This is a genomic window from Alteromonas sp. KUL150, assembly GCF_009811475.1.
In the GTDB taxonomy this organism is placed as follows: Bacteria; Pseudomonadota; Gammaproteobacteria; order Enterobacterales; family Alteromonadaceae; genus Alteromonas; species Alteromonas gracilis.
In genome coordinates this window covers 16,549-30,223 of record NZ_BLIJ01000045.1, presented here as the reverse complement: position 1 = coordinate 30,223, position 13,675 = coordinate 16,549, and the positions used below count along the sequence as shown (strand labels likewise).

Below are 13,675 nucleotides of genomic sequence, written 5' to 3'. Positions count from 1 at the left end.
AAATGCAGTTTTGGCAATCAATTGATGAGGCAAGAGCGCTAGTTAAGGATGGTGACATCGAAGCAGCCAAGCAAACAGTTCTAAAGGCCTCAGAACTCGCAGAAGCTTGCACAATAAATAAAGCTAAAAAGCTAGCTTTTCTAGAACATTTTTGTTCTTTGTATGACTTAAAAGCGGAAATTTCTGTAGAGGAATACAAAGAGAGCAAGGTAAAAACTGAAGCGGGCATTGATCTAGACCAATACGTTTCCCAAGTTGGTAGTGGTACTTCTCTCGTTACCTGTTGTATGAACAGAAACGAAAACCTCGTAAAAGCCATTCCCTCTTGGATTGCGTGCAATGATATAAACGAAATAATTATTGTTGATTGGTCATCTGATGAACCGGTTTTCGATTATCTTAAATCGCACGGAATTGAAGACCGCCGAATTAAGGTTATTCGCGTAAACAATCAACCTCGTTGGATATTATCTTACGCTTTTAATATTGGCTTTAGAGCTGCGTCATACAACAAGATTCTAAAAACTGATGCTGATATTGTTGTGTATCCAGAGTTTTTTGCAAACAATACGTTGAACGAGAAGACGTTTATAGCAGGGGATTGGCGTATTGCTGAACCTGGGCAAGAGCATATTAACGGTTTTTTCTATGTTCATCGTGATGACTTAATGAAAATTAAGGGGTTTAACGAATACATAACTACCTACGGCTGGGATGATGATGATATTTACCATCGTTTAACAGAATCAGGTACACGCAGAAAAGCCGTCGACGTGAAAACCATATACCATATTCCTCACGATGACAGTTTGAGAGTGGGCGCCAGTGGACCAACTAAAAATCGAGACTTCTTGGCGGAACTTCATTCAACACCGCGTTTTAAAATTCATACAAACAGGCACATTGCCAACATAATGCCTGTGTGGAATAAAGATCGAATTTTCTTGCCCTTTAAAATTCAAAATATTGAAAATGGGCTTATAACCTTGCAGCAGACGGGCGAAAGCATTCACTATGTTCCTGCCCACATTCGCAGTCAGGCCGAGTATTTAGCCGAGCTAGAATTAACTTCGTGGGTAGCAGGTTTACGTACTTTTGACCTAACACCACAAAAACTGAGCAAGGTACTTAAAAGCAAACCCCAACATCTTGTCAATATACTAGACGTAGAAATTGCGTTGTACAACGATGAAAACGTATATGAATACATGAGCAATTATGTCGCGCTATATATTCATCCGGATAGTGTAAAAAAAGAGACAAAAGATATAAGCCTATTTTTAAAGGCATTGGCTGATAAGCTGCTAGCACTTGATTGTGGCTTAGTTGTTCAGTCTGATGCATTTAGAGATATAGCTTCAGTTATTCCAAAAACAAGTAACGTTTATTTTGTGCCTGGGTGGCGAAATATAGGAAAAAAAGTAGAGATCTCTTTCGCTGATTTATCTACAGAGATGGTACTCGAGCACAAAGGTTGTATTGCTATTCAGCCTAGCAGTGTTAATTTTTCTGATTTATCTGGCCAAATATTTCATTCAGAAGGTTTACATCCAGAACGCAATAAGTTCTTTGTAGACGCACAACACGGATTAGGAAATAGACTGCGCGCTATTGGCAGTGCGGCAGCCATAGCAAAGGCGACAGGAAAGGAGCTTGTAATAGTTTGGGAGCCAGACCATCATTGCGAATGTAGATTTTCAGATTTGTTCGATTACGATGGCGAAGTAATTGAAAAATCTTTCTTAGAACAAGCTAAGAAAGATGGCGATGTTTTCAATTATATGGAAATTGAAGAAGGCGCGGAAAAAGACAAGCCTGTAGTCGTTAAGCCTACCAAGTATGTATACGCCCGTGCTGCTTATACCTTTGTGCACGAGGCCAGCCACTGGGAAGCAGAAAACGAATTTATAAAAGCATTGAAACCGTCTAAACAGGTTTTAGATTTAATCGCTCCTTTCAATGTGGACGGCCATATAGCGGCGCACATAAGAATGGAAGCGGGGGCTGGCCTTGACCACAATACTTACGATTCTGTAGAGAACTGGACACAAGAAGGTCACGACCAGTTGCATTTTTGGCGCGAAAAAAGTCACTATTCGGCATTCATTAAGCGTATAGACAAATTAATTGAAGAAGATAGCAGTTTGAAGCTATTTGTAGCGACCGACTTACAAGAAACCTACGATATTTTTGAGCAATATTACGGTGACCGGTTGGTTTATTTAAAGAGAGATGTATTTGATCGCTCAAAAGAGCAAATAATTTACGCGCTTGCAGACGTGCTGTTACTTAGCAAATGTAAAAAGCTGCTAGGCAGTACGTGGAGTTCTTTCAGTGAAGCCGCAATGCGGTTGTCGAATACATATTCAGAAATAGAAATGAGTGGAAGGGATTTTTAAATGAAAAAAATCGGTGTGGTTGGGACTCACGGGCGAATAGACGGGTGTTCTTTCCTTGATACAGATGAATTACTAAGAAAAGTTGGCGCAAATACAGGTAATTTGCTGTTTCAATATGCAGTGTGTAACTTGTTAGATGAAGATTATGTTGTAGTCGGTGAGGATTTGCCATGGGATGTCAAGACAGTGCAAGACCAGTGCAGAATACTGGTTATACCTTCAGCAAACTTTGTAAGAGAAAATTTTGATTTTTCTGGCTTCGTTGATTTCTTAGATAAGACAGAGTTGCCTTTAGTGTTTTTGGGGCTTGGTGCCCAAGCAAAAAATTACGAGCAAACTGAATTCAATTTTCATGAAAGCATAGACCGACTATTAGATTTAATAAAACGGAAGAGTGAAAAAGTCGCCCTACGGGGAGCGTTTACCGATAAAGTCCTTCGTGAAAGGGGAGTTGACTCGGGTGTTATAACTGGCTGCCCAACCAACTTTATAAATAAAGATCCAGACTTTATTAATAAACTGAAAGTGAAATGGTCGCAAGATGCATTTTCTTTTGTTGCGACGGGTGATGAGCCTTGGCCCAAAGATCTTACAAAGCGTGACGCAGAAAGAAAAATGATTGAATGGGTAGCCAAAGGGAATGGTTTGTACCTTCAACAATCAGTAGAACCGTTTATAAAATATGCCAGACAGCGTAATTTATATCAGACAGCAGTAGTTCCAGAGCACCATGAAAACAGCCTAAAAAATGCTTTAGCGCCTTATATGTCTGATGAAGAGTTTAGAGGCTTCATAGCAACCAAGATGCGACTTTATTATAACGTTGATCAGTGGATGGAAGACTCTGCACGCGTTGATTTTTCTATAGGTTTAAGGCTTCACGGCAACATGGCGGCATGGCAGAGCGGAACGCCAGCGATTTGGGTATACCATGACTCGAGAACACGTGAGCTTGCAGAAACAATGGCTTTGCCTCACTTAAGTCATACTGATTTTCTCAAATATGACTCATTAAATGAATTAAGAGAAAGTACGAACTTTGACTTTGAAAATTATAGTAGGGTTAGGGAAGGTTTACGAAGTAATTTAATAAGTGTTTTGGATGCACATGAAATCGCACATAAATTATAAGATAGATTTGCTTAAAACTGCTAATCTATCGGTGCCTGGAGGGGGGAATGTTAGTGAAGACGCTGTCCCTATTTTACTATCTCCAAAGTACCGCATAAATCGTCTTGCCTTCAATTTGTCGCCACAAAAGCTTGATAAAAACAACGAGTTATGTTTTCAAATAAAATATGATAGGGAATCATTAGTTAAGTTCGATATTCTAAAAGGTGACATAGGTTTTCCTGAGATATCTTTCATTAACAGTGAAAACGAGGTTTATCGCCTAAAAAGAGGTAACTTCAAAGATTTTTTGAATAGAAATGAATTAAAAGAGTGGCAAACAGTGAAGATCCCACTTTCCGTGTTGATCTTTCATGTCGACTTGAAAGAGAACGTCTTAAGCGAGTTGGGCTTTTTTGAAGCACCTATCGTTAAAATTGTTTTTGATTTTCTATCTTCAAGTGAAGAAATAAGGTTGGAGCTTTCTGATGTCGCTATCAAAGAATCAGAAAGCACCAAAGTATCATTGGACGACCTATTCAAAATAGAGAGAGTCGCTGCAACTAAGAATTTTGAAAATTATTTATCTGAACGCGACTCAATTTCTTTCTCTATTGTTAAAAGCGACATTGCAAAGTTTCTCTACCCTGGACTTTTTAAGTTGAAAATCTTGGGAAATAACGCTATTCAATCGCTCGAAGTAAATGAGAAAAAGGAGTTTTTTTCACTACCACTTCAAAGGTTTGGAGAAAACGTCTTTGCTATTGAAGGAGTTAATGGAGAACACAACTTTTTATCATCGCTCAAGATTTGCAGAGCTCTACCTAAAGAGTTTAGCCTATCCAAGTTTATTGGATTCTCTGATGAATTTAGAGTTGAAAAATGCTACGAGATAGGAAGTGGCCTGTTTAGAATAGTTGTTAACTTGAGATCTGTTCTCAAGGATAGTGGTGAGTTCAGATTTCCGAGTGGTCAAGATCCATTTCGTATATTAAATAGAAGCGATATAGACTATTGGATATCTCTTAAGGGTATCCCTAGTTGGCTAAGTAAAAGGGAAGGACAATACGACTCATACAGGTATGGTCCAAAAGACTTCGAAGAATATAAAAATTTGTTAATGTGGCTTTTTCAAAAAGCAAAAGAAAACAATGTCAAAGTAGTTGAGCTATGGAATGAAGCAAATGTTATTCATGAATGGAACGACACGTTTGATGTTTTAGCGAAAATGTGTGAAGTCTCAAGAGAAGCTAGGGATGAAGTCTTTCCAACGTGTAAGATAGCCTCACCAAGTTCAACAAGTTGGGATTTTGAATACTTCGAGAAATTGAAAAGCCATAACATTTTCGATTTTGTAGACTATTTCGCTCTCCATGCTTACACATATCAACCCGAGGAAATACATCAACAGTTTGCTAGACTTAAAGATTTCTTAGAGCTAATAGGAAAAAAGGAGTTGAAAGCTGCGATAACTGAAATAGGTTTTAGAACACCAGCTTTTTCGGAAAAAGAGCAAGCACAGTACTTGTTTGCCTATTCAATAATGGCTTATGCTCACGAATTTATAGACAGCATATTTTGGTTCAGAATTGAAAATCCAAGATATGAAAGTCTATCATCGTACGACCAAAATTCCTCAGGTGGTTATGCCCTCATAGGTAGTGAAGGCAAATATGTTCGGTCTTCTTTTGCAGCGTTCAGATTTCTAAATAAGTTATTATGCAATCAACCTATTTTCAAAATAGAAGAGCTGGACTCAATGACTATGGTCGAATTAGTTAGTGATGAGACGAGTTATTATATAGTTATAAAGGCAAATGATAACCCCTTGGAGCGGCTTGGAAAGTATATTTATTATGATTGTTTTGGTAACGAGATTTCTTTTGAACAAGCCAGAACAGAAAAAGTTCTAATAATGAAAGGTATATAATGAAAAAAGCACTTATTACCGGAGTTACCGGCCAGGATGGCTCTTATTTAGCCGAGTTTTTGTTAGAAAAGGGATACGAAGTTCACGGTATTAAACGTCGTGCTTCGCTGTTTAATACCGAACGTGTTGATCACATATACGAAGATCCACACGTAGAAAACGCTAATTTTATTCTGCATTATGGTGACCTAACAGACTCTTCAAATCTAATTCGCATAATGCAAGAAGTGCAGCCAGACGAGGTATATAACCTAGGCGCACAATCGCACGTAGCGGTATCTTTCGAAGCACCCGAATATACAGCCGATGTAGATGCGATGGGTACGCTACGTTTGTTGGAAGCTATTCGTTTCCTAGGCCTTGAAAAGAAAACTAAATTCTATCAAGCGTCTACGTCTGAACTTTACGGTGAAGTGCAGGAAATTCCGCAAAAAGAAACCACACCGTTTCACCCGCGTTCGCCTTATGCAGTTGCGAAAATGTACGCCTATTGGATAGCGGTAAACTACCGCGAGTCGTACGGTATTTATGCCTGCAACGGTATTTTGTTTAACCATGAATCACCACGTCGCGGTGAAACCTTTGTTACTCGTAAAATAACACGTGGTATTGCTAATATCGCTCAGGGTTTAGAGTCTAAGCTTTATTTGGGTAACATGGATGCATTACGCGACTGGGGCCACGCCAAAGACTATGTGCGCATGCAGTGGATGATGCTTCAACAAGATAAGCCCGAAGACTTTGTTATTGCTACAGGCAAGCAAATTTCAGTTCGCGAATTTGTAAGCATGTCGGCTAAAGAAGCAGGTATTACTGTTGAGTTTAGCGGTGAAGGCGTAAAAGAAGTGGCTACTGTAACGGCGGTAGACAATGAAATTGCACCTGGCGTAAAAGTAGGCGATGTGATTGTAGAAGTGGACCCACGTTATTTCCGCCCAGCAGAGGTAGAAACACTACTAGGCGACCCTACGAAAGCGAAAGAAAAACTAGGCTGGGTACCAGAAATCACCGTTGAAGAAATGTGCGCCGAAATGGTTGCCCACGATCTTGGTAAAGCTAAACAGCACGCTCTGTTAAAGCAACACGGGTTTTCTGTTGCAGTGGCAAAAGAGTAGAAAAAGCGATTAAAGGCCCTTTCATTAGGGCCTTCAAGGATGTTTACCAATGAAGACAGTATTTGTTGCTGGCCATCGAGGTATGGTTGGCGCAGCACTAGTAAGGCAATTAGAAAAGCGGTCTGATGTTCAGTTAATAACACGCACAAGAAAAGAACTAGATTTAGTCAATCAGTCAGACGTATCAGCTTTTTTTACTGAAAACAAAATCGATGAAGTTTACTTAGCAGCTGCAAAAGTGGGTGGTATTCATGCGAACAATACCTATCCGGCTGAGTTCATCTACGAAAATTTAATGATAGAAGCGAACATCATTAATTGTGCGCATGCCCAAGATGTTCAAAAGCTTTTGTTTTTAGGGTCAAGTTGTATTTACCCCAAATTAGCTCAGCAGCCTATGACCGAAAGTGCGCTGCTTACTGGAACACTTGAAGAAACAAATGAACCTTATGCTATAGCTAAAATTGCGGGCATTAAGTTATGTGAAAGCTATAACCGTCAATACGGGCGAGACTATCGCTCTGTTATGCCTACCAACCTATATGGACCGAACGATAATTTTCATCCGGAAAATTCCCATGTAATTCCTGCATTACTTCGTCGTTTCCACGAAGCTGCTCAGCGTGGCGACAAAGAAGTGGTTGCGTGGGGAAGTGGTAAACCAATGCGCGAATTTTTGCATGTAGATGACATGGCTGCAGCAAGTATTCATGTTATGGAGTTAGACTCTCAAACATATGAGGCAAATACACAGCCTATGTTAAGCCACATTAATGTGGGAACGGGTGTTGATTGTACAATTAAAGAGTTGGTTGAAACTGTCGCCAAAGTCACTGGATTTACGGGAGCTATCGTTTGGGATACATCAAAGCCTGATGGCGCACCTCGTAAATTAATGGATGTTAGCCGACTTCACGCGCTTGGCTGGAAACATACTTATAATTTAGAAAGTGGTTTAAAGCATGCTTTTGACTGGTTTATCGAAAATCAAAATAATTTTCGTGGGTAAGGTTTAAGGCCTTTTATGTTTCTTGACCGCGAAACTTTTTCAACAGTATTGAGTAGCGCACCGCTTGTATCTATCGATCTAGTGGTTAGCAACTCAGATGGCGAAGTGCTACTAGGGCAGCGCGTGAATAGACCCGCTAAAGGTTATTGGTTTGTACCGGGCGGGCGCATTTTAAAAAATGAAACTTTATCGCAGGCGTTTGAAAGGCTTACGAAAGAAGAACTTGGCCGTAGTTACCCTATTTCCGACGCTTCACTTTTGGGGCCGTATGATCATTTGTATGAAGATTGTGTGTTTGGTGAACATATTTCAACGCATTACGTGGCAATAGCGTATACGATTGAAGTTGCTAATTTGGCAACCTTGCCAGACAAACAGCACAACAGTTATCAATGGTTAAGCCCTGATAAAATTTTACAGTTAAACAACGTTCACGAAAATACTAAAGCGTATTTTCGGTGAACGTTAAAAATTGAAAAATATCAATGGTAGTTAACCATTCACGCTATCCTTGTTGTTACGGTGTCGAGCGCAAAACTCAAATGCTTTTGGCACCCTACCAACACATATTCTCAAAAGTTTCTTATTTAGCGATCCAGTGGGAATTCTGGTGTTACGCGCATTCGACTGGCGCGGCTGAAACTCGCTTCGAGCGCAGAATAGGCAATTCCAAATTTCTGGTTTCAGTCTGTAGTGCACCCGCAATTGTTAATTTTCCCTCTGAAATAGCTAAATTAGGTGTCACCCACCTTTATGTCACCTTTTTCGTTGATAAAGCTACAACCCTAAAATTCTCAGCTAAAAACATAGCGCTTATTTTTATACCTGAATTGAGTTTTCAACATGCAATTAAACTAGAAAAAAGTAAGGTTGTGTATTTGCGACCCATGGGAAAAGCTGGTTCAACAATTGAAGCTACTTTATTTAATCAAAATCAAATTGAACGAATCGAGGCCGATGAGGGAAGAGTGGTCTTTCATGAGAAAAAGCCTGAAAAGACTTTGCATATAGATGCTAACAACATTAAAAGTGATCATAGTATCAAAGCGCTTCTCTCTGAATCATTAGCAGTCGTTTGCAGAGCAGGTTTGCAGCAACAGGTCGATGTAATTACTCTTTGCGTTGAACATGGTTCCCTACCAGTCGTCCCAACTGAAAAAATCGAGCAATTAGTTCACTTAAATGAGAGCTTTGTTCGGCTATTTCAACGCGATTGGCAAAAGCTCTACCTGGGTGAACACATCAGCTCGAACGTAGAAAGCGCGTTGCACGGTTTCGAGAATGCCTGCAAGTGGCTATGTTGCTATTCTCGCTCAGATTCTTCCTATGTAAGAAATCTTGTTGAGCTGGTGTTTTCTCTTACTTCTTCTACGAATGAGTAGCGTACAATGAAAAAACGTAAGGTTTGTTTATTCGGAAGGCATGCCAACCGAACACCGCTCGCTTACAAAGAGTACCAAACTCTTTTTTCAGAACACTTTCAGTTTGTAAAAGAAGTTGAGTGTGCTGATATTATCGTGCTCGGGTACTCCGTAGATCTATACGGATTGATAGAAGCTCACCATAACTTTCTTGCAAGAAATAAAAATGTTAAGTGCTTAGTGATATCTGAAGAGCCGTTGTGGGATCTGATTTCAGAAAATTATCCTCTGGATACGGAAATACAGTTCGAACATATGGGGTTATCTATAGAAGTAGGCGTAGCAAACTTTTTCAACAGTAACATTTATAAGTTCAGTAAGATTCCATATTTCATAACTACAGAAAGCCATTACGCAGCGCGTTACTTAGTTGAAATCACCAATTTACTAAATGAGTTTGATAAAAATAAATTGCTTACTCATTGGAAATCAATCTCATTGAAAAGCTGTTTTCTTCAACAAAAGCGAACAAATGATGTCTTCTTTACAGAGCAGTACGCTGATATTGCGCTTTCTAGTTATAGAACAACGCTTGCCACGCAGTTGAAAAATGATAAAGCTATGGTTAAAGGTATGGGGTGGGGGGATGATGGCCCAAGGCAAGCCATACCCGATTGGCATCTTGACAAACTGCTTAGATATAAGCGGAGATTTCCAATATTTTCTGCAATAGAAAACACCCTGTTAGATGATTATATTACCGAAAAAATTTTTGATGCATTTATGCTGGGTAGTGTTCCTATTTATATCGCAAACCCTTCACACCGAGTCTTCGAGCTTATCAACCAGGAAAGTATGATTAACCTTTCAAATACGTCAGCAAATGCTGCGACTGAAATTCTTTCTGATTGGACACCTAGTAACGTAAACATGGATGCTTATTTCGATTCTCTTGAAAAAATTCGAAAGTTATTTTCTGCTCCTGAAACGCTGCAGATGGAAAGGCAAAGAGTAGTTCGCGAAGTAGTGAAACTTGTTGAATAAAACTGTAATTGAGTTACAGTTTTTGGCCGATGTACTCTTTTTGTAGTATGATGCTCACAAGGACTTAGCGAGATGCTAACTGTTCTCCGCCATTACGTATCGACCACCTTCGCATTTAAGTGTTTATATGGAAAATAACGATTCTTTGTACCAAAAGGTATTTGGTACAAATTCAATAGCCCCTGAAAATATCGTCTTATCACAAGATAATATTAAAGCCGTTTACCCAGAGCTATTCATCAAAAATACATCTAGATCTAGACGTAACAGGTTAAAACAACCAGCTACGTCTAAAATAGCTTACAAAAATGTAGCGACTTTCGATGAGGAGCTTTTTGTGAGTAGTGCAACAATGCACAGCGATGCGATGTACAAATATCGCTATCCATCAAAGCTTGCAAGGCTAACGCGTAAGATTGTTCACATGTGGTTCAAAAGCGTTTTGTACGATAATACTGCGATAGAAAAGGACGTAAAACTGTTATTAAGCAGTTCGCTTTTTGATGCCAACTGGTACAAGGCCCAATATCAGTTGCAAGGCTCCACAGAGTTCCTTGTAAAGCACTACTTATTAGAAGGCTACAAGAGTTTAAAAGATCCAAGTGAACATTTCTCGACACGTTTCTATCTGGCTGAATACAGTGATGTGGCCGCTTCGCCAATAAATCCATTAGTTCACTATCTAACTAATGGAGTAAATGAAAAAAGAAAAATTAAAGCACAGAGTAAAAAATAATGCGAAATCACCATCGATTTTCTTCTTTTTCAACGTTTTCGAAGCGTGTGTTGGGTATCTCTGAATTAACAGAGCAAGAATTTGAAAAGCATCCGGGTGTTTTAGCTTTTGACTCTGAGCTCATTGAGCATGGCAGCAAAACCATTTTGGTTTCATCCTTAACCTCAGAAGAGAGGAAAATTGCTCAGTCAAGTTGCACGTTGAGCAATGATAAAGAAGAGAGTGAACTTACACGTTATTCGTATGTTGCACAGTCCACAATAAGTCACTTTACCAGCATCTATCAAATATTGCGTGAAGTTGATGAGTGCAGTGAGCATGTTACGCGAGAGCATTTAAGAAATTTGGCTGATTTACTTTCCGTCGATATTGATATTCCTTTTTCAATTGAGCAGAAGGTTCGAGAGGTCATTGAACTACCCCAAGTGATGCTTGCAGCATTAAATGAAGCAACGGATTTAGCAATTTTACTCCAGTGCGAGGATAGCTTTACGTATGCTGTGTTAGAGCAGTTCGAGTCGCTTATTGTAGCCCCTCAGTTTGTAGCCAATGCGCCAAATGTAAGGTGCCTTCAACAATTACTCTCTGCGTTAAACGATTCAGCAAAAGTGTTGGATAAGTGCTCAAGAATAACAGTTACAAATAGTACTGCTATTGAAGATGCATTCATAGCGATTGTATTGAGTGTCTCGAAGAATGCACAAGAAGCACAGTGTGTTTTTGAAGAACACCAATTAACGAGTATATCTTCACATATAAAAAGTTATGAGCGCGTAATCGAAACCCTTTCACGCTCGCCGATAAAAGTGAATTACGTATCTGAGTTGCCGGTGTTAGCGTCTCTTTTATCGCAGTTGAGTACTGAGCGCACACCTCACGCAAAGTTATTATTCAGAGCATATTATTTTTGTGAACAAGAAAATAGAAGCTGGCTTTCTATTTACCCATTCGAAGATGTACTTAAAAAAGTCTTTTCATTTAAAGATAGAGAGTTCAATGAGCTCTATCGTGATGTCCGTCGATCGTTAATAACGCCTGTAGCCGAAAGTGAAATTGCGACGTTATTGACAACCGTGGAGGTTGAGCATTTAAGTTTAGGTAAACTTATTTATTTATTTAGTTTGCTGCCTAAAACTATGCATGACAGTGAAAAGCTATCGTTTTTATGCAAAGGGATGATAGCAAGAGGATTGCCAGTTATAAACAGCGAAGAGAGCTTAACGTTATGCGCCTCATTAGGGCTAAAAAATGTAAGTAACCAAATAATAAATGATGTGTTGAAAGTTAGCGGTTTCTTGCCTTTGTTACCTGAGATAAATGAATACTCTTTACTTGATGTATTTAGTCATGTACTCAATGTGGAAATAGAGAATGAAAAGGCAAATGGGGGACTTGTTTCAATAGTTATTACTACGTTCAACCCTAATGTCGCCCTTCTCGAAAAAGCAATCGAATCGTTGTTACAACAAAGTTACCCCAATATAGAAATTATAGTCATTGACGATTGCTCGGCGCCAGCAATCAGTGAAAGTATTGAAGCACTTTGTAGGCAAAAAGCCGAAAGGCCCATTGTTTACTACCGAAATAGCGATAACGTGGGTCAATATATTAGTAGAAATACAGCAATCGGCTTGGCAAAAGGCGACTATATAGCGATACAAGACGACGACGATGTTAGCCATCCACAGCGAGTTTCTGCACAAGTAAAAGCGCTAGAAGAGAAGAAAGGCTTGGCTTGTTTCACTAAACATGTTCGATATACAGATGATGGTAACTTATCAGTAGATGACCCTAGAAATTTACTGGTATTAGGAGACGGCCCTGCGACATTGCTATTTAAGCGTACATTGATAGATCTAATAGGGGGCTTTAGAAACTACCGCTCTAGGGGAGATATCGACTTCAGAACTAGAATCGAGAGAATTGCCGGTACAAACGCAGTCGTCAGACTCGATGTGCCGCTCTATTTTATGAGGTCATCGCTTACCTCTGTATCATCTATGTATGAATATTTTAACGGCGATCAACTCACTTTCTTCAGAAGAAGAATTAGTTTACTTCAATCAAAAAAGGCGTCTGAAAAGGTAATTCCGAATGAGTAAAGTAATAATAAGTTTAACAACAATTCATTCTAGGGTAGACAAAATACATCATGTTATTAAATCTTTACTTGCACAAGAGTGTGAAATTTCATTTGAAGTTAAACTTTTTATTTCAGAGAAAGGGTACTTACTTGACAAAGGTATACCAAATGTACCTGCTTCACTACAAGAATTGGCTAATAATCACCCTAATTTGTTTTCGATTAACTATACAGAAAATATCGGGCCGTATAGAAAGTTCATTCCTATTCTAAAAGATTACTTTTTCGATAAAGACGATTTTAGCTATTTTGTTACTGTGGATGATGATACTAAGTATCCTGTAACTTGGCTGCAGACGCTGGTAGAAAATGCGCAACAGCAAGAGTGTGTAGTGGCGTACAGAGGGCGAGTGCTAAGCTGTGACTCACAGAGTATTCATAGGTATAAAAAATGGACACATTCAGATGAGTCTGTGCTTGAGCCGAATATCAAGACTGTGGGTACAGGAAAAGACGGTATTATTTACAAACCGGAATATTTTCACCCCGATGTTATTGATGTCGAAAGTGCACTGAGAGTTTGTAATCATGCTGATGATTTGTGGTTAAAGTTCCATACCGCAGTGAATGGAGTAAAGTCAGTACTACTTGCGTCTTCTTTGCAAGAGGCTTTTGAAGACATTGGTGAAGAAGACGAAAATACACTATACAGGAAAATTAATAAGCACGGCGGGAACGATAAAGCAGTTCAAAGTTTAGTGAATTACTTTATAGAGCGCTATGACTTGAACATGCTCGATGTTTTTAATCTCAATGTTTCAAATAGTTCAACTTGGTTAGGTAAGAAATTTATAAATTCTTACCATGCTTTGTAAACAAGCCGGCGAT

The 13,675-nt window shown here is 39.2% G+C and carries 11 protein-coding genes; all 11 read left to right on the top strand.

What is annotated here, in order from left to right; genetic code table 11:
- Positions 1-2 precede the first annotated feature (2 nt).
- Positions 3-2,399, top strand: coding sequence for a galactosyltransferase-related protein (locus GVO62_RS10700; RefSeq protein WP_159119235.1), 2,397 nt, complete (start codon positions 3-5; stop codon positions 2,397-2,399).
- Entirely contained in the window at positions 2,400-3,530 is a 1,131-nt protein-coding gene (locus GVO62_RS10695) for a polysaccharide pyruvyl transferase family protein (RefSeq protein ID WP_159119233.1), read from the top strand.
- Positions 3,508-5,439: a hypothetical protein gene (locus GVO62_RS10690; RefSeq protein ID WP_159119231.1), complete on the top strand. Its 1,932-nt coding sequence runs from the start codon at positions 3,508-3,510 to the stop codon at positions 5,437-5,439. Before GVO62_RS10695 ends, GVO62_RS10690 begins: the two co-directional genes overlap by 23 nt.
- Positions 5,439-6,554 (top strand): GDP-mannose 4,6-dehydratase, encoded by a 1,116-nt coding sequence (gene gmd, locus GVO62_RS10685; RefSeq protein WP_063457846.1) that lies wholly within the window; start codon positions 5,439-5,441, stop codon positions 6,552-6,554. Before GVO62_RS10690 ends, gmd begins: the two co-directional genes overlap by 1 nt.
- A gap of 49 nt (positions 6,555-6,603) precedes the next feature.
- Positions 6,604-7,563, top strand: a complete 960-nt coding sequence (gene fcl / locus GVO62_RS10680; protein WP_159119229.1) for a GDP-L-fucose synthase — start codon at positions 6,604-6,606, stop codon at positions 7,561-7,563.
- Between the two features lie 15 nt (positions 7,564-7,578).
- Positions 7,579-8,025, top strand: coding sequence for a GDP-mannose mannosyl hydrolase (locus tag GVO62_RS10675; RefSeq protein WP_159119227.1), 447 nt, complete (start codon positions 7,579-7,581; stop codon positions 8,023-8,025).
- A 23-nt stretch (positions 8,026-8,048) separates the two neighbouring features.
- Positions 8,049-8,945, top strand: coding sequence for a hypothetical protein (locus GVO62_RS10670; protein ID WP_159119225.1), 897 nt, complete (start codon positions 8,049-8,051; stop codon positions 8,943-8,945).
- Positions 8,946-8,951: 6 nt separating this feature from the next.
- Positions 8,952-9,968: a glycosyltransferase family 10 domain-containing protein gene (locus GVO62_RS10665; protein WP_159119223.1), complete on the top strand. Its 1,017-nt coding sequence runs from the start codon at positions 8,952-8,954 to the stop codon at positions 9,966-9,968.
- A 127-nt stretch (positions 9,969-10,095) separates the two neighbouring features.
- On the top strand, positions 10,096-10,704 hold the full coding sequence (locus GVO62_RS10660) for a hypothetical protein (protein ID WP_159119221.1): 609 nt from the start codon (positions 10,096-10,098) through the stop codon (positions 10,702-10,704).
- Positions 10,704-12,806, top strand: a complete 2,103-nt coding sequence (locus GVO62_RS10655; RefSeq protein WP_159119219.1) for a glycosyltransferase family 2 protein — start codon at positions 10,704-10,706, stop codon at positions 12,804-12,806. The genes GVO62_RS10660 and GVO62_RS10655 overlap by 1 nt, the downstream gene beginning before the upstream one ends.
- A complete protein-coding gene (locus GVO62_RS10650) occupies positions 12,799-13,662 on the top strand; it encodes a hypothetical protein (RefSeq protein WP_159119217.1) in 864 nt (287 codons plus the stop codon). Before GVO62_RS10655 ends, GVO62_RS10650 begins: the two co-directional genes overlap by 8 nt.
- Positions 13,663-13,675: the final 13 nt, after the last annotated feature.